Source organism: Neobacillus soli NBRC 102451 (assembly GCF_001591665.1).
GTDB classification, from domain to species: Bacteria; Bacillota; Bacilli; order Bacillales; family Cytobacillaceae; genus Neobacillus; species Neobacillus soli.
On sequence record NZ_BCVI01000006.1, the window covers coordinates 51,054 to 67,939 of the forward strand.

Below are 16,886 nucleotides of genomic sequence, written 5' to 3' on the forward strand. Positions count from 1 at the left end.
TTTCATTTTAATGTATAGTTTTCTATGTAACTAACACGTTTGGAAAAGGGTAATAAAATTGCAAAAGGATTTTTATAATGGTGTTAACAGTCGAGCCTGGTCTTTATATTGAAGAGGAGGGAATAGGAATCCGGATTGAGGATGACGTTGTAGTGACCGAAGAAGGTCATGAAGTGCTTTCCACAGCTATATTCCGTTCGGTTGAAGATATTGAAGCGGTTATGAATAAATAGTTTCCGATCATACTAAAAAACGAGCAGCTTTTAAAGTTGCTCGCTTTATCATATTTTTTTAGATTTTCAGCTTAAAGATAAGGGCTCTCGTGTTTTGCTTTTAGACGGTTCCAACGGCGTTCTACCTCATCATCAAACATTTGCAGCATGCCTTTGCTATTTTCATTCAGCAAATGTTTCGTTTTCCCCATCAGCTTCAGCCACTCTGGTACGGCAAGGCGTTTATTTTTTGCGTCAGGATTGTAGGTTATTGTCGTGATGCCGCGTTCCACTTCATAAAGAGGGAAGAAGCAGGAGTTCACTGCGGCCTCAACAATGGTCTGACCCAATTCATCCTTCGATTTCCAGTTCAATGGACAGGTAATCAAAATTTTGCCGTAAACCAAGCCTTCATTTTGAGCATACCACTGGGCTTTAGCCGCTTTCTTTAAAAGGTCGCGGTCAAACGCTTCGGTTCCAGTAAACACATATGGAATATGTGTGGCCGCCATGATTTGCGCCGTATCCTTGTGATGGAACGGCTTCCCATTTTGGAAGGAGCCAACATTTGAAGTGCTTGTCATATGGCCCATTGGTGTTGAATAGGAGAGCTGACTGCCTGTATTCATGTAGCCTTCGTTATCATATTCAAGGATAATCATTTTATGATTGCGCAACGCTGTTCCGATGGCGGGACCCATGCCAATATCCATACCGCCGTCACCGGTCACCATGACAAAGGTAAAATCATCGCTGAGACCTAAGTCAGCTAATTCACCGCGCCGTTTTCTCTCATAGAACATTTCTACAAGACCCGACAGCGTCGCGGAACCATTTTGGAAAAGATTATGGATGTATGTAGCTTTATGGGCACTATATGGGAAGCCTGTTGTAACAACCATGGCACATCCGGTATGGAATAGAGCGACAATATCTCCTTCAATCCCTTTAAAGAATAGCTCCAGTCCTGAGAAAATTCCGCAACCTGGACAGGCACCATGTCCAGAAGCTAAACGCTTCGGTTTTTTCGTTAAACTTCTGAGAGGAGGGATTTTCACGTTTAGTTCACCGGTATTTTCATCAGGTGTGACCGTAATTAAACCTGTGTTCAAGTCTTCTTTTTTCATCGGATTTAAGACGCGCTTTGGAGCGAATGCCTTATTGCCGGGATTATGTCCGAAGTAGTCGAACGGCTTTTCAACACTGCCTTTTTCCGCAGCCTCTTGTGCTAATTGGAAAAAATGTTCTGCGTCATCGGCATAAAAATCTTTGCCACCTAATCCATAAATACGGTTAACCACCTGTGTATGACTATTTCCATTTGTCTGCAGAGCCGCTCGTAATTCAAGTGCCATATTTCCGCCATGGGCTCCGTAGGAATCTGCCCGGTCGCCAACTGTAATTGCTTTCACATTTTTCAATGCATCTGCTATTTGTTTTTGCGGGAAGGGGCGTATCATATTGGGCGAGATGACCCCGGCTTTAATTCCATTTGAGCGAAGCCGATCCACTACATCTTTACAAACCTCAGCAGCAGAATTCAACATAAAGACTGCCACTTCTGCGTCATCCATTCGATATAAATCAAGTACCGGATATTCCCGTCCGGTTAATTCTGCATATTCTCTCGAAATTCTCTCAAATACAGCCTCTGCTTTATACATGGCCTCAGATTGCTGATAACAGTTGTTGATATAATCAGGTTCATTCATATAAGGCCCGATTGTTACTGGATTCTCCCGATCTAGTGCATGAGGGAAGTTAGTGGGTAAATCGCCAATAAACTTTTGAACCTCTTCCTTATTTTTTATGACATAGACCCGTCTTTTTTGATGGGAGGTGAAATAACCGTCATACGATACGATGACCGGAAGCCGGACTTCATCATCTTCTGCCAGTTTAATAGCGATGATGTTCATATCATAGACAATTTGCGGATCACGGGCCATTAAGATTGGCCATCCGGTATTTAGCGCAAAATACAAATCGGAATGATCTCCATGAATATTTAAGGGCCCGGATATGGAGCGGTTCACCAAATTCAATACCATCGGGAAGCGTGTTCCCGATTGAACAGGAAGCTGCTCTAACATGTAAAGAAATCCATTTGCACTAGTGGCGTTAAATACACGTCCGCCGCCGGTCGAAGCCCCGTAGCAGATGCCTGCGGATCCATGTTCTCCGTCAGCAGGAATTAACACGATATCGTGTTCTCCCTTGGCTTTCATCCCATCAAGGAACTGGGCTACTTCTGTGGAAGGTGAAATCGGAAAATACCCCATTACATGATAATTTATTTGGTGCGCTGCATAGGCAGCCATTTCATTACCGGATTCAAAAACAATACTTTGCTCAGCGGATCCTTGAAGCATTGATTCCTTTTCTTGTTCTAAATTAATGGACATAAACATCCCGTCCTTTCCTTAATTTTGTATAGCCAAATCAAATAGATGCGGCACACGATTCTTGTCCGCGTATCCGTCATTGTATTCTCTTTCACCTGATAAAGCATCAACAGGACAAGCAGTCACGCATTTCAAACAGCCTTTGCAATATTGGTAGTCAATACCTTGAAGGAACATTTGCGGCCGTCCCCGTTTGTCCGCTTTTTCTTCCCAAACAAAGCAAAAGTCCGGGCAGGCAGTATCACAGGCAGCACAATTAATACATTTCTCTTCATGGAAATGTGGAAGCATCCCGGCACGTGAAATGCTTAAGTCCTTTAATATGCTGTTTCCAGGATTCGTAATCATCCCGCCAATGGCATGTGTTTCATATCCGAGGAGCGGGATGGGTCTAGTAAATGGCGTAGGTTCCGAACCATCTTCAAGCAGGAACGTTTTAAATTCCACTTCACTGTACCCGCGTTCAAAGGTACGAATATTTGGTTCAACAAGATGTGGATATTTCATTTCAAACGTACGGCGAATCGTTTGTTTCATCGACTCAGGGTCTAAAAAGTCCAGGATACGATAAAGTGCACCGAGCATGGCGGTATTGGCTTTTGTTTGTTCCTCCAGGGCAATTCCGGTAGCATCAACGATCGCAATCGTACCGCTGGGAATTTTCATGGCCGTTTTTAGTTCGTCTAGGGATTTCTGTGAATTGACTAAGATGGTGCTATCAGGGTAAATCCCGCTTGTACAATCGATGGTTTTAAACAGGGCATCATGGAAAATGCCGACAACATGAGGGCGTTCAATTGGTGTGGTGTCTCGGATGTTTATTTCTGGATTGCAAAAACGAATGTGCGCTTTAACAGGGGAGCCTTTTTTCTCTGATCCGTAGGATGAAAAACCGATTCCGTTCAGGCCGTTGCCGACAACTCCATCCTCGGAAAGCAGTTTTCCAGCTAAATTCGCTCCCAATCCGCCGATCGATTCAAGGCGAATTTCAAAAAAACCTAAGTCATTGGTTTTTGGCAGTTTTGACAATAGTATTCCTCCTAACGTCTATTGTTTTCAATATTATAAATTTTCTATTAATTATTGCATTTTTATTGTAACAGGACTAAAAATTAATTACAACAGTTTATTGTGCTGGAAATGAACAACTGCTTATTTAACCTTGTTATGAAGCAATTCCTGATATGAATTTATGTGTAAGTATCTTGTGAATATACATTTGCTATAGTACAGAAAAGAAATGTTGTATAACAGTGTTTGTGATATTTTATAGGGCTTTTTTAACTATTAAATATAAAATCTAAGAAACTTGGTGCTGCATGTTTCCATGAATAGTAATTTACTTGATTCACGCCAAAATAAATAACACTCCAAACTTGATTTGAAAGAAATGATGTATTTATAATTTACATCAAAGACAACTTGTAGATATAAGGAATTTCTGATTAGCGGTAAATAGAAGGAGTGGAAATATGAATTTACAATATGAAGTTATTCCAGAAGAAAAAATAGAATACTGTCGAGATTTGTGCAATGAGCTCATGGTCTTTCAAAAATCGAAAGCTTACATAACACCTGAATTGTTTGATAACATGAACTTTGACACAAGGATGGTACCTTCTATTAATAGTGCGTTGTACAATTATATTGTGGTAGTGAAAGACAATGATAAAATAGTAGCTTATGTGTATTCAAATATTTCTCCTAAAGAAGCGTATTCAAATGATTTTGCCACTTTTTTTGACCTTTCAACTGTTAAAAGAAATGACGTAGGTTGCTTATCCCAATTTTATATTAAAGAAGAGTACAGACAATACGGGATTGGATCTAAACTTTTCAATATGTCAATGGACTGGTTAAACAAATTTAATGATGTCGAAGATTATTTTATCTTTGTATCAAACGGTAATGAAAATGCCTTGGAATTCTATAAGCGTAAAGGATTTTCAGTAAGTAATGTTATATTGGATGGTTTTATAACAGTTTTGCGAAACAAGTAATCACCAATTTTCCTAGTAAGGGCTAGTACCAGCGAAGCTGTCACTACCACTACTATCCGAAAACCGATGTAATCGCTCCCGCTAAGAAAAATACCGGTCGACATTAGTTTAAGATACTTAAAGAAAATAAAACTGGAAAAATATTAGCTTATTTTAGACTATAAAAAGGGCTGAGCCAAAAGGACATTGAGAGGTGTCTTTTTTGGCTCAGCCTTTTCTTGCCTTTATTTAATCGAAATCGAAAAAAACGTGGTGAGGATCAGTTTAAGGCTGACGATCCTCTTTTTTATGCAAAAAAAGGAAGTTAAGCATTTATTGATGACAGATTCGATTCTGAATACTTAAAGTTAAGATTATTACTATAACTACAATAATAACTGTAACCTTTTTGTAAATCTTTCCATGAAAAGGACTTATATAATGAGGTTATTCCCTTTATGAATCACCAAAAATCGTATTCTTGCAAATAGATAAGAAGAGGGGAGGTCAAAATGAAAATTAAAGGGAAGTGGAAGTTGTTGATGTATTTCTCATCTGCCATATTTCTATCGGGTTGTAACAATATTGAATCTCCAAGTGATTTAATTGCAGCTCCACGGCAACAAGACGCTCTGAAGGATAAAATAAACCAACTATTGCCATCAAGCGTTGAGCTATTGACCCCACACCATGCTGGGAATAAACAATCTATTTTTATAAAAGATCTATCTACTTTAAAAGCACCGATAGGAAAGGTAAAATGCAGTATCCATTCGCGTGCCTTGTCAATTAATAATTGCTAGTCCTATGTTATACGTTGTAATTGATCATAAAATAGTGCAATATGTAAATGCTAATATTGGTTTAGGGATAGGAATTTTTATAACATGGGTTCTTACGATCTTTGTATTTTTAGTTTTGCTTGGTTTCCTATTTAAAAAGAGAGTTTAATTAACGGAAAAATAATTTTCTAAATAAACAATAGTAGCAAACAAATGGGTGAACTGAATTATGGTGCCTGACACCCAGTGTGTTAATGCGTTAATGCACTGGAGGTTAGGCAGCATTATTCTAAATTTAATGGTGATATTTGCAAGTACATCCGAGGATGATAATAAAAAGGAAAACACTATTGAGAAAATAATAAAAGCTATATGGAGGAAAAACAAATGAAATTCCCTAATGATGCTGATGGAGATGCTTTACGAAGCCTTTATAAGGATGGCGTAGATTTTAAAAAACAACAATCAGTCGAATTTTTTGTTGCCGTGCCAGATCAAGTAACAGGTGAAAAATTATCGCAAGTACTAAAGGGGGAAGGATTCAACTGTTTCTTAGAGCAAGACGACGAAACGGAGGAGTGGGCATGTTCCTGCTCGAAAAGAATGCTATTAAATTATAAAGAATTAATGGACATACAGAATAAAATAAATAGCATAAGTAAACCACATGGTGGTTTTTCTGACGGTTGGGGCGTTTTTGTAGACTAAAAGGATTGAGGGAATTTAAAGGATTATTATAGATCGTGAAGTTCCTAAACTAATGAAGATCAAAGATGAGGGATATATATTGATGATTGTAATTGAAAATGATTGGTTGATGGTGGAGATTAGTACCAATGGGGCAGAAGTACGTAAAGTAAAGCATAAGAAAAATGGGCTAGACTACATGTGGACAGGGGACAAGGCTTACTGGGGTCGCGTTTCCCCAATCTTATTTCCGATTGTTGGACGTTTACAGGAAGACCGATATCAACTCGATGACAAGACCTACGAAATGTCACAACATGGTTTTTTGCGTGACGTTGTATTTGAGGTGGATGAGCAGACAACAACAGACGTTTCATTTACATTTGAGTCTGCGGGACGCTTCCTTCATATTTATCCTTACGATTTCAAGGCATGTATTCGTTATATCATCAATGAAGACTCACTCATTGTTCGGTGGAAAATCGTAAATGAAAACAAGGTAGAGATGTATTTCTCAATTGGTGCACATCCCGCATTTAGGATTCCGCTTTTAGAAAATGAAACCATTGAGGACTACAGTTTACACTTTATTGCTGCTACAAATAAGGATGTGATGGAATATGAGCTAAAGAATTCTCTTATTCACGAAAAAGGAATGGCCAATGATTTATCAATGATTAAACTCACTAGCTCCCTTTTTGTGCATGATGCTCTTATTTATAGCAATATTGATCAAATTACACTGGCATCAAATAATTCGAATCATGGTGTAGAAGTAACCTTCGAAGAATTTCCGTTTGTTGGAATCTGGTCGAAATATATGGACACAGATGGCAAGATAGCTCCGTTTGTTTGTATTGAGCCGTGGTACGGTATGGCTGATACCTATCATACAACAGGGAACCTGAAGGAGAAATTTGGAATCAATAAGCTGAAACAAAGAGAATCATTCCAGGCTGAGTATAAAATAAGGTTTAAATAAGAGTGGTTCTAACCTTAAGAGTCAGACCCCCGAGTTTTTATTATATGAGGATTTTGAATTAAGACCTGGCTTTGATCCGTCTCAGATTGGTGTGTATTGGCGTTGATAATTCTAGCAGCGACGATCAATTAGACAGTATAAATGTTGAGAAATAAAAATTGGAGTGGTAGATAATACATCACACATCGATCATGACCGAATATTTAAGGAATTCCTGTCAACGTTTTTTGAAGAATTCATTCAGAGGTACAAAAAGCCATAGAAGAGGTGAGGGCAATAAGTGCAAAATTGGCTTTTTTTTGATCGCCGCTATTTGTGTTGTGTTAATAATGATTCAATTAAATCATATTTTAATAGAAAAGCAGTTAATCAACAGGAAAAAGCATCATAAATTTCAATTGCTAATTAAAAATGATCTGAATTTCACGGAGATTGACTTATACAGAAATTATTCTGAGTATTATGGCTATGTCTTTTATCTGATTCGCAGAAAATCTTATAAATATAATCGAAGGGAAGGGAAACAATGCTGCGAAATGTCATTGTTGTAACGGATGATGAAGAAAGTGTGAAAAATGCGATTAGAGAAATATTACGATCGAAACATAAAGGCCATGAAGTGGCCCTTGATTTGACGAGAATAAAAGACAAGCAAAGAAAAACGGAAATCATGAAAAAATTAACAAGGTATTAACGAAGGAAACTGACTCAAATGGTGGTAGTTCGGGTGCCTAGCACCGCCCCAAGTTTAGTGTTTACTATTGTTTTTATTCATCCTACTGTGCACATGCATACTAGCTGAATTTTTACACATCACCACAGGGATGGTTCACGTGGTTTTTAATGCGGTAAGTGCCGACATATAGAATCGTTCCAATGGTTACCCCGTTAGATGTCCCTATAAATTGACTGATCGAAAGATGCCCACGATATAAAGATTTTATTCCGTGAATAAATTACAATTTTTCTCATCAACTTAAGAAATAAACAAATTAGTGAAGTGGGTGGGTGTAATAGATGTCCCGAAACAGTTATCGGTTATTTACCATAATTTCTTTAAACATGGTCTTTTTACTATTGGCATCCTGCAATCAATCACAAAGAAAAGAAGTTAGCCCAGAAAATAAAACCCCTCGTGAAGTTTTAGGTTTTTATACAGAGCAGGAAGGAAATTTTCCAGGTTCTCAATCTATAGTTAATTCGCAATTCAAAAATTTAAGCAGCATTGCGCCCTTTTGGTACAAGCTTGATGATAAGCGTCCAGGCAGTCTTATTGATTCTGTTACTGCAGATCATAAGAGAATGGTTATTCAGAGAGCACATAAAAAACAAGTGAAGGTTTATCTAGTTGTTCACAACCTCTTTTATGAAAGTCTGGAGAAGGGCAAACAAGTGGCGAGTAATGTCATCAATAACGATAATAACCGCAATGTTTTCATTCAGAATTTACGAAATGAAATAAATCAGTTCAGTTATGACGGTGTAAATATAGACATAGAAAATCTGTATTTGACTGACCGAGATTCCTTTAGTCAGATGATTAAAAAATTGTCTGATGCGCTGCATCGTGATGGAAAAGTAGTGACGGTTTCAGTCCCAGCAAACACAGGCGATTCGCGTGCTAATCCGTGGTCACCGTGGTTTGATTACGCAAAGCTTAGTCAATTTACAGATGGATTAATGATTATGACATACGATGAACACAACGCAAATACAAGACCCGGGTCAACGGCATCGGTGGATTGGACAGAAACAACCATTCGTTATGCAGTGAATAAAGGAGTACCACCATCAAAAATATTACTCGGTATTGCTGGTTATGGATGGGACTGGGACACAACAGCAAACAAGGCCTTATATAGCTCCTATTCACTGTTAATGGGGAATAAAACCAAATATAAAGCTGAAATTTTGTGGGACTCCCGTTCGCAAACACCTCATTTTAGTTATGTAGATGAACAAAACCATAGCCACCAGGCATGGTTTGAGAATAGTAATAGTCTACGGTATAAGCTAAACCTTGTGGAAAAATATAACTTACAAGGAATCGGGATTTGGCGACTCGGCTTAGAAGATCCTACGTACTGGATGGTTATACCAGAGAAAATAAAAGTAAAAAAATGATGATGTAAAAATGTAAGGGTACACCAGAAAATAATCCACCCTTAATTCTTGATTGATTTTCCATTTTTATCGGTTTTGATTTACCTTTTTTGACCACCAAATAAAAAAAGGAAAACTGGAGAAACTCCTTTGCCAAAATAACCCGGTCGCAACGGCGCTGTAACGTAAAATGGGGTTTACAGAAAGTCAAAATGGGTAAACTTAATAAAATGGGAAAGGGGGTTTGAACTTGTCGACAAGCTTTTATCCAAAAGAAAATGTACAACATTTTGCCCGATTAAAGGATCTGGCGCCAGAACAATTAAAAGCCTTTAATGCCTTTGACGCGTCTGTTTTTAAAGAGGGTGCCTTATCAAAAAAGGAAAAGGAAATCATTGCGGTTGCGATTGCACATGTAACGGAATGTCCGTATTGTATTGATGCGCATACCAAAGGCGCGAAAAGAGCAGGGGCAACATTAGAAGAGCTAGCCGAAGCTGTATTTGTTACGGCTGCGGTTGAAGCTGGCGGAGCAGTTACTCATAGTACACATGTACATAATGCAAAAAGCCAAGGAGCATCAGATGTGCTTTATGCTCGTTCTAATTTGAAAAATTTAGGCCTATTGGGGAAATTTGCCCCGGATGGTTTTAAAGGTTATCAAGCATTCAGTGCCGCTGCAACGAAAGAGGGAAAATTGAGCGCCAAGTTTAAAGAAATCATTGCCGTAGCTGTTGCCAATGCTACTCAATGTCCATACTGCATTGATGTACATTCGAAAAATGCAGAGCGACATGGGGCAACGAGTGAGGAACTTGCTGAAGCCATCATGGTCACTGCTGCGCTTCGTGCAGGTGGTGCTTATGCACATTTGGCGAATATGATTCAAAGTTACCAAGAATAAGCTTGATTTTATATTTTATTGGTAAGGCTCCAGCATTAGTTGGGGTCTTATTTTAATGCCAGAATACGCGAAGGGTTTTATAAGGAAACAGTTAATATTGAAGAATTTAGAATGAAAAGTCCTCTTGATAAAATTTACTAAAAATTAATAATGCTTTAGGTTATTAACAGGTATTATTAAAAGGTAGGTATTTAATTAGGAGGAAAAATTTGATGAGCGAACATATTATTGCATTTATAATGGGAATCGTAGAAGGGTTAACAGAATATCTCCCAATTTCATCAACAGGCCATCTTATTTTAACTGGTCATTTATTAGGATTTGAAGGAGATCGGGCGAAAACATTTGAAGTGGTCATTCAATTAGGTTCCATACTAGCCATTGTCGTCTTATATTGGAAAAGGTTTTTTTCGCTTTTAGATTTTAAGAGTCTAAATATAAAGAAAAACAATAGACAAAGACTTAATCTCCTTCATGTATTTTTAGGGATTCTACCAGCAGGTATTGTAGGCGTCGTATTGCACGATTTTATAAAAAATGTTCTGTTCTCTACCACAGTCGTTTTGGTTGCTTTAGTTGTCGGCGCCTTTTTATTGATTTATGCGGACAAAAAGAACACAACGGTTACGGCCAACACACTAGACCAATTGTCTTATAAGCAAGCCTTGTATATTGGCCTGTTTCAATGCTTATCTGTTTGGCCTGGATTTTCAAGAGCTGGTTCCACCATTTCCGGAGGATTATTAGTGGGGGCAAGCCAAAAAACAGCGGCGGAATTTTCCTTTATTTTGGCATTGCCCATCATGGTGGGAGCAACAGGTTTAGATGTATTGAAGAATATGGATGCCATCACTTCGGGAGACATTACAACATTTGTGATCGGATTTGTAACCGCCTTTGTCGTAGCATTGTTTGCATGTATCGGCTTCCTAAAATTGTTGGATAAAGTAAGACTTTCAACATTTGCTTATTATCGTATTCTTCTTGCTATCGTATTTGCGTTTATTATCCTTTGATAAAAATGCAGTAAATAAAAAATAACACACAAATTAGCAGTCTAATTCACATAGAATTGGACTGCTTTCGATTACTGCTTATGGAAGGGTAAACTGTATTTCAACTGTTAGTAAAATCATTTCTTTTGACAAAATATTAAATTAGAATTAATATAAACATGTAATAAAAATCTCGAATTCGAACATCTCAAATTCAAAGTTATATTTATTCAATAAATGACAAATAATATAATGTCATGAAATAACGAAGGGAGAAATTCAAAATGGGTAAAATGGATGGAAAAGTAGCTATTATAACTGGCGCAGCACAGGGTATGGGAGCTATGCATGCTCGTAAATTTGTGGAAGAAGGGGCAAAAGTAGCCGTTACTGATATCAATATGGATGCAGCTCAACAATTAGTAGATGAAATTGGTGAAAATGCTATTGCATTAAAATTGGATGTTTCAAACGCTGATAATTGGAAGGAAGTTGTAGAAAAAACGGAAGAAAAATTTGGTCCAGTTACAGTTTTAGTAAATAACGCTGGGGTGGGTATTTTCAAACCTCTAGAAGAACTAACAGAAAAAGACTTCAGATTAACATTTGAAATAGATGAATTAGGTGTATTTTTAGGAATGAAGACAGTCGTTCCATCTATGAAAAAGGCAGGAGTAGGATCTATCGTAAATATTTCATCTGTTGATGGGTTAGTGAGTGCACCAACAGCCATTGCTTATAGTGCGTCCAAACATGCCGTTACGGGTATGACAAAAGGTGCTGCTACTGAACTTGGGCAATTCAATATTCGTGTTAACTCTGTTCACCCAGGAATTATAAAAACTCCAATGGCCGAACAAGGCGATGTTGCTGAATATTTGAAACAACTAGAACAGGACATCCCGTTAAGAAGAAGAGCAGAGGTATATGAAGTATCTAATTTAGTTATTTACCTTGCTTCTGATGATTCTAGTTATTCAACTGGAGCACAATTCGTGGTTGATGGCGGTATGATTTCAGATTTATAATTTACATTTTATTGATAAGACCTCAGCTGCAGCTGGGGTCTTATTTATTGCTGAGATTTTAGGATTAGTCTCCCAGTGCGTTAAAGCTTTACTTAACCGGGGGACTGGCCCTATTTCGGCCCCATTTCTTAAAAAGTAGTACCGTCTTCATGAAAGAAAAATAAAAAAATACTCCAAAAGAATCTATTTTAGTAGATTCAGAATTGTTAAACTATTTATAACATCATGGGGTGGCTTCAAATAAATCTGTTAGGAGGGAATAAGTTGGAACGAAAAGTACGCTTGATTCCGTACCAAGTGATTGCAGAGTTTGAAGAGGTAACCGAGGTGCCAAAAGGGGTGGAAATGATTCAGGCACCTGAAGTGTGGGGGGCGTCAAAAGGAAAGGGAATCACAATCGCTATATTAGATACCGGCTGTGAAAAGTCCCATATTGACTTAAAAGATCGAATTATTGGCGGGCGAAATTTCACAAAAGATGACCGTGGTGACCAAAATACCTATCGGGATTACAATGGTCATGGGACCCACGTTGCCGGCACGATGGCAGCATCCGCCAATGAGACGGGAGTCGTCGGTGTTGCTCCAGAAGCAAATTTATTAATTATCAAGGTTCTTGATAAACATGGATCCGGGCAATATGAATGGATTATCAATGGAATCTATTATGCTATTGAACAAAAGGTCGATATGATCTCCATGAGTTTGGGCGGTTCAGAGAATGTTCCAGAACTGCATGAGGCCATTAAAAAGGCCGTTGCCAATGGGATCCTCGTCGTTTGTGCAGCTGGAAATGAAGGGGACGGACGAGACTCGACTGAAGAGTTGTCCTATCCTGGGGCTTACAATGAGGTAATCTGTGTGGGTGCAATTGGTTTAAATCGTAATATATCGGAGTTTAGTAATTCTAATAAGGAAGTAGATGTAGTCGCTCCAGGTGAAGGTATATTATCGACCTATCTAAATGGTAAATATGCAAAACTTAGTGGAACTTCTATGGCAACCCCACATGTAACGGGTGCCTTGGCATTAATTAAAGCAATCTCAAATCAAACCTTTGAAAGAAATCTAACAGAACCGGAACTGTATGCCCAGCTTATAAGAAGAACGATTCCACTAGGAAATTCTCCAAAGCTGGAAGGGAATGGGATGGTGTATTTGACGGTCCTTGAATATTTAGCAACACTGGTAAGTACAATGGAAGAACAAGAAGTTTTGAACGTTTAGGAAAAAGGGCGTAATTTTACAAAAGACCGTCCTTTCAATTCCATATAATAGGAATAGTTAGATTTTCAGACGAATTACTCATAGGGAAGATTCGATAAGGCTCTTACTTTAATAAAGTAAGGGCTTTTTTATGGGGGGGTTTCCCAAGCAACGTTTGTCCTTATGGGCACATATTTTATGATAAATAAAGTAGAACTGTTTGCGATGGAAATCGAAACTTGAGTGAATATGAATGGTAAAAAAGCTTCAAGAATCCCAGATAAATAGGGACTGAAGCTTTCCTTCAAAATTTTCAAGATGGATTTCCTGCTTACCGCCTTGACGGGCAGTAAGACACGCACTGATTGAGGTTTCACTTTAACTTCCCTTAGCTGTATTCTCAAGCTATATTACTTTAGCTTATTGTAATGGTCAAAGAAAACTTTAAAAAGTCTTTCATCTCCGCCATGATCAGGATGAAGGGCTTTAAGCAACTTTTTAAACTCTTTCTTTACTAATTTTTTGTCTGCATCCGCATCTAAGCCTAAAAATGAGGTAGTAGTAAGGGGGGGAGGATCGAAAAGAGCATATTCGGCTTGTAACATTTTTTTTAAGGAACGAACCTTTGCTTGCTCTATGCGAATTGTCCTTTTTATTTCTTCGATTTCCTCTTTTAATTTCTGATTTTCACGGAATGTTTTTTCCCATTGGTGAAAATCAACTCCAAATTGTTGACTCTTTTTCTCTATCTTCTTTTTTATGATGAACGATGCTAAATCACTCGGATTAATCGAGTAGTCAATCTTTAAATGCTTGGTCCTTTTAGCTGATATTTTCCCTTCAAGAATCCAGCGTATGACGATTTGTTCACTATCTGTTATGCCTTCATTCTTTAATAGTTTGGTAGCCTCATTAACATTTAACAATCAATCAACTCCTTCTTGATTACGAAGTTCTCTTCCTTCTATTGAAAATGCTAACATACAAAAAACCCTAAAGGTTTACATGATTATTTAATTTTTATTAAAATTCCTTTTCTAATGGAAAAAGTCGCCGCCATCATTGAAACACACCGATATGCAGCTTATGCCTTTTTGCATTTAAAAAACCAGTTAATTAGCAGCGCATAGAAGTATTGTTTTAACAACTCAAATTTCTTTGAATAATAATAAATGGATACAAATGAGGTGATAAGAAATGATGCTTTATATCTAAATCTGTTGCCAATTGGGGGGGAACGATGAAAATCGAATACGAATATCGCTTCGGTTTGCCAAGAAACATCGTATGGAGGTATTTAAAGGATGAGAATGTCCTAGGAAACTCTCTCCTGGGTTGTAAGTCTTTTGTGGAAAGTTCAACAGGAGTATACCAAGCTGAATTGGATATTAATATTGGTCCTATTCAAGATTCGTTTACACTTGAGATTCGGCGCGAACAAGAGAAACCACCTCTTTTTTACCAGCTGCATGTGAAAGGAAATGGTAATCTTGGGGAAATCGATGCTAAAGCAGATCTATTTATTAAAGAATTCCAGGAAAGTGCTATTTTAATCAGCAGGATTGATACTCAAGTAACCGGTGCACTTGCTTTGGCTGGACAGCGGGTATTAGATGCAGCGGCTAAAAAGGGATTAGAGGCTTGTTTTCAAAAAATGGAAATGGAAATAAAAAGGGACCTTTATAAATTGAAAAGGGGTGGCTAAGCAACAAAGGAAACTCTAGGCACCTGCTATACTAAGGCCAATATGTGCCAGGCACCGTCAGAAAAATTGGGTGGTGCCGGGCATATTTTTGTTCAACTAGCGAAGCACTGCATCGGGTGTCAGGCATATATTTGTTATGAGGATTTACCAGGCGGTTTCTTTTTGATAGATTATTTGGTAGAGTTGACGATGTTTTTGTATGGAAATCATTGAAGGAGCCTGAAGATTCTCCAACACAGATAATGTTTTTGTTGGGTGGAAGGATTTTTTATTATAGATATTGTATTTAAAAATATTATAGTGTTATAATGTGTTAGTATGATAATATGGTAACGCACTAAAGCGAATTCGATAATCTTGTTAAAGGTGGTTTATATGGAGATGAAACGTTTTTCAACTATGATTCTAGTCATTGCAGCAGTATTCACTGTCCTTACAGCCTGCTCCAACAGTACATCGGGGGGGAAAGAAAGTAATAATAGCCTCGTAATTGGCATCGACGATAAATTTGCACCATTGGGATTCAGGGATGAGGAAAACAATATTGTTGGTTTTGATATTGACTATGCAAAGGCAGCAGCTAAAAAAATGGGTATGAAGCCTAAATTTCAACCAATTGATTGGAAAACAAAAGAGTCAGAGCTTAGCAGCGGACGGATTGATCTCATTTGGAATGGGTACACTATTACCGATGATAGGAAAAAGAAGGTACTTTTTACAAAACCCTATTTAAAAAATGCACAGGTAGTTGTGACACGATCTGATTCAAATCTTACTAAACTAAATGATTTAAAAGATAAAGCTGTCGGGCTTCAATCTCTTTCTTCCGCGGCTGATGCCTTAAATGAAAATCCAATTAAATCCAAAATCAAGACAATTACTGAGTTTAAAGACAATGTTCTGGCCTTAAATGATTTAAAGAGCGGACGTTTGGATGCGGTAGTGATTGATGAGGTTGTCATTAATTATTATATGGCAAAAGAAAAAGATACATTTAAGGTGCTAGAAGAATCTCTTGCTCCTGAAGAATACGGGGTAGGCGTGAAAAAAGGGAATGAAAAATTACTTGAGAAGCTACAAAAAGCACTCGATGAAATGAATGAGGATGGTACTGCTTCTGAAATTTCTAATAAGTGGTTTGGAGAAGATAAAGTAGTAAAGTAAAAACGAATATAGAGCAAAGCAGGATTTCCCTTGGAAACCCTGTTTTGTTTTTGGGGGAATCCTTTTATGTCTTTTGATTATATTATTTCAATCCTAAAGCCAATGCTCGAAGGCGCTCAGATGACAGTGCTTTTGTTTATTATTGCGATTATCGTGTCGATTCCACTGGGGTTTTTATTAACGATGGCAGTAAGTAGTAGGATTAAGCCCCTGTCTTGGATTGCACAAGGCTATATTTACGTGATGCGGGGTACGCCGCTTTTGCTGCAGTTATTATTTATTTGTTTTGGGTTGCCAATGATCCCTGTGATCGGTGAATATTTAGTTTTAGACCGCTTTGTTGCGGCCTGCTTGGGTTTTATTCTAAATTATGCAGCATATTTTGCCGAGATCTTCCGTGGCGGGCTGCTGGCACTTGATAAGGGACAATATGAGGCCTCACAGGTACTCGGTTTAAATAAATGGCAGATGACAACAAAAATTATCATGCCGCAAATGTTTCGCATCGCTCTTCCTGCTTTGGCTAACGAATCGGTGACGCTGGTCAAAGATACCGCGCTGCTCTATGCCGTTGCAGTACCGGAATTACTACACTTTGCCGAAACTGCTGTTAATCGCGACTTTACGATTGTGCCTTTCGTCGTCGCCGGAATCATTTATCTAATAATGACACTCGTATTAACGCTTATTTTTAAATGGATTGAAAAAAGGTTCAGATTTGAATAGAAAGGTGG

At 38.1% G+C, this 16,886-nt stretch carries 16 protein-coding genes and 1 pseudogene; 14 read left to right on the plus strand and 3 right to left on the minus strand.

What is annotated here, in order from left to right; translation table 11 throughout:
• Positions 1–77 precede the first annotated feature (77 nt).
• A pseudogene (locus BSO02S_RS26065) lies at positions 78–233 on the plus strand (M24 family metallopeptidase); the annotation flags it as partial.
• 71 nt (positions 234–304) lie between these two features.
• Here BSO02S_RS26065 and BSO02S_RS02795 read toward each other — a convergent pair.
• Positions 305–2,617, minus strand: a complete 2,313-nt coding sequence (locus BSO02S_RS02795; RefSeq protein ID WP_066062754.1) for a thiamine pyrophosphate-dependent enzyme — start codon at positions 2,615–2,617, stop codon at positions 305–307.
• Between the two features lie 18 nt (positions 2,618–2,635).
• Positions 2,636–3,646: a 2-oxoacid:acceptor oxidoreductase family protein gene (locus BSO02S_RS02800; protein ID WP_066062106.1), complete on the minus strand. Its 1,011-nt coding sequence runs from the start codon at positions 3,644–3,646 to the stop codon at positions 2,636–2,638.
• Positions 3,647–4,089: 443 nt separating this feature from the next.
• On the opposite strand from BSO02S_RS02800, the gene BSO02S_RS02805 reads away from it, so the two are divergent.
• The 10 genes from BSO02S_RS02805 to BSO02S_RS02850 all read left to right on the plus strand — a co-directional run bounded on the left by BSO02S_RS02805 (position 4,090) and on the right by BSO02S_RS02850 (position 13,304).
• Positions 4,090–4,617 carry a GNAT family N-acetyltransferase gene (locus BSO02S_RS02805; protein WP_066062109.1) on the plus strand — a complete coding sequence of 176 codons (528 nt, stop codon included), beginning with the start codon at positions 4,090–4,092 and terminating at the stop codon, positions 4,615–4,617.
• Between the two features lie 491 nt (positions 4,618–5,108).
• The gene (locus BSO02S_RS26820; RefSeq protein ID WP_066062112.1) at positions 5,109–5,399 is read left to right on the plus strand and encodes a hypothetical protein; all 291 of its coding nucleotides are present in this window, start codon (positions 5,109–5,111) and stop codon (positions 5,397–5,399) included.
• Positions 5,400–5,765: 366 nt separating this feature from the next.
• On the plus strand, positions 5,766–6,086 hold the full coding sequence (locus tag BSO02S_RS02815) for a ribonuclease E inhibitor RraB (protein ID WP_235846847.1): 321 nt from the start codon (positions 5,766–5,768) through the stop codon (positions 6,084–6,086).
• A gap of 82 nt (positions 6,087–6,168) precedes the next feature.
• Entirely contained in the window at positions 6,169–7,047 is an 879-nt protein-coding gene (locus tag BSO02S_RS02820; protein ID WP_066062118.1) for an aldose 1-epimerase family protein, read from the plus strand.
• Between the two features lie 526 nt (positions 7,048–7,573).
• Complete coding sequence (locus BSO02S_RS26825) at positions 7,574–7,741, plus strand: hypothetical protein (RefSeq protein ID WP_157081370.1); 168 nt, start codon at positions 7,574–7,576, stop codon at positions 7,739–7,741.
• Between the two features lie 323 nt (positions 7,742–8,064).
• Complete coding sequence (locus tag BSO02S_RS02830; protein WP_066062124.1) at positions 8,065–9,171, plus strand: glycosyl hydrolase family 18 protein; 1,107 nt, start codon at positions 8,065–8,067, stop codon at positions 9,169–9,171.
• Between the two features lie 229 nt (positions 9,172–9,400).
• Positions 9,401–10,054 (plus strand): carboxymuconolactone decarboxylase family protein, encoded by a 654-nt coding sequence (locus BSO02S_RS02835; protein ID WP_066062130.1) that lies wholly within the window; start codon positions 9,401–9,403, stop codon positions 10,052–10,054.
• Positions 10,055–10,266: 212 nt separating this feature from the next.
• Positions 10,267–11,070, plus strand: coding sequence for an undecaprenyl-diphosphate phosphatase (bacA, locus tag BSO02S_RS02840; RefSeq protein WP_066062133.1), 804 nt, complete (start codon positions 10,267–10,269; stop codon positions 11,068–11,070).
• 263 nt (positions 11,071–11,333) lie between these two features.
• A complete protein-coding gene (locus tag BSO02S_RS02845; RefSeq protein ID WP_066062136.1) occupies positions 11,334–12,077 on the plus strand; it encodes an SDR family NAD(P)-dependent oxidoreductase in 744 nt (247 codons plus the stop codon).
• Between the two features lie 264 nt (positions 12,078–12,341).
• Positions 12,342–13,304, plus strand: coding sequence for a S8 family peptidase (locus tag BSO02S_RS02850; RefSeq protein ID WP_066062140.1), 963 nt, complete (start codon positions 12,342–12,344; stop codon positions 13,302–13,304).
• A gap of 389 nt (positions 13,305–13,693) precedes the next feature.
• Here BSO02S_RS02850 and BSO02S_RS02855 read toward each other — a convergent pair whose 3' ends face one another.
• Positions 13,694–14,209 carry a hypothetical protein gene (locus BSO02S_RS02855; protein WP_066062143.1) on the minus strand — a complete coding sequence of 172 codons (516 nt, stop codon included), beginning with the start codon at positions 14,207–14,209 and terminating at the stop codon, positions 13,694–13,696.
• Positions 14,210–14,523: 314 nt separating this feature from the next.
• Here BSO02S_RS02855 and BSO02S_RS02860 point away from each other — a divergent pair, with 314 nt between their 5' ends.
• The 3 genes from BSO02S_RS02860 (at position 14,524) to BSO02S_RS02870 (ending at position 16,878) form a co-directional block, all read left to right on the plus strand.
• Positions 14,524–14,988 carry an SRPBCC domain-containing protein gene (locus tag BSO02S_RS02860; protein WP_066062146.1) on the plus strand — a complete coding sequence of 155 codons (465 nt, stop codon included), beginning with the start codon at positions 14,524–14,526 and terminating at the stop codon, positions 14,986–14,988.
• A gap of 381 nt (positions 14,989–15,369) precedes the next feature.
• Positions 15,370–16,152 carry an amino acid ABC transporter substrate-binding protein gene (locus tag BSO02S_RS02865; RefSeq protein ID WP_066062756.1) on the plus strand — a complete coding sequence of 261 codons (783 nt, stop codon included), beginning with the start codon at positions 15,370–15,372 and terminating at the stop codon, positions 16,150–16,152.
• A 66-nt stretch (positions 16,153–16,218) separates the two neighbouring features.
• A complete protein-coding gene (locus BSO02S_RS02870; protein ID WP_066062149.1) occupies positions 16,219–16,878 on the plus strand; it encodes an amino acid ABC transporter permease in 660 nt (219 codons plus the stop codon).
• Positions 16,879–16,886: the final 8 nt, after the last annotated feature.

Excerpts from the sequence above, each read along its gene's own strand:
- BSO02S_RS02795 (WP_066062754.1), bottom strand. The coding sequence starts at position 2,617 with ATGTCCATTAATTTAGAACAAGAAAAGGAATCAATGCTTCAAGGATCC.
- BSO02S_RS02805 (WP_066062109.1), top strand. The coding sequence starts at position 4,090 with ATGAATTTACAATATGAAGTTATTCCAGAAGAAAAAATAGAATACTGT.
- BSO02S_RS26820 (WP_066062112.1), top strand. The coding sequence starts at position 5,109 with ATGAAAATTAAAGGGAAGTGGAAGTTGTTGATGTATTTCTCATCTGCC.
- BSO02S_RS02815 (WP_235846847.1), top strand. The coding sequence starts at position 5,766 with ATGAAATTCCCTAATGATGCTGATGGAGATGCTTTACGAAGCCTTTAT.
- BSO02S_RS02820 (WP_066062118.1), top strand. The coding sequence starts at position 6,169 with ATGATTGTAATTGAAAATGATTGGTTGATGGTGGAGATTAGTACCAAT.
- BSO02S_RS26825 (WP_157081370.1), top strand. The coding sequence starts at position 7,574 with ATGCTGCGAAATGTCATTGTTGTAACGGATGATGAAGAAAGTGTGAAA.
- BSO02S_RS02830 (WP_066062124.1), top strand. The coding sequence starts at position 8,065 with ATGTCCCGAAACAGTTATCGGTTATTTACCATAATTTCTTTAAACATG.
- bacA (WP_066062133.1), top strand. The coding sequence starts at position 10,267 with ATGAGCGAACATATTATTGCATTTATAATGGGAATCGTAGAAGGGTTA.
- BSO02S_RS02845 (WP_066062136.1), top strand. The coding sequence starts at position 11,334 with ATGGGTAAAATGGATGGAAAAGTAGCTATTATAACTGGCGCAGCACAG.
- BSO02S_RS02860 (WP_066062146.1), top strand. The coding sequence starts at position 14,524 with ATGAAAATCGAATACGAATATCGCTTCGGTTTGCCAAGAAACATCGTA.
- BSO02S_RS02865 (WP_066062756.1), top strand. The coding sequence starts at position 15,370 with ATGAAACGTTTTTCAACTATGATTCTAGTCATTGCAGCAGTATTCACT.
- BSO02S_RS02870 (WP_066062149.1), top strand. The coding sequence starts at position 16,219 with ATGTCTTTTGATTATATTATTTCAATCCTAAAGCCAATGCTCGAAGGC.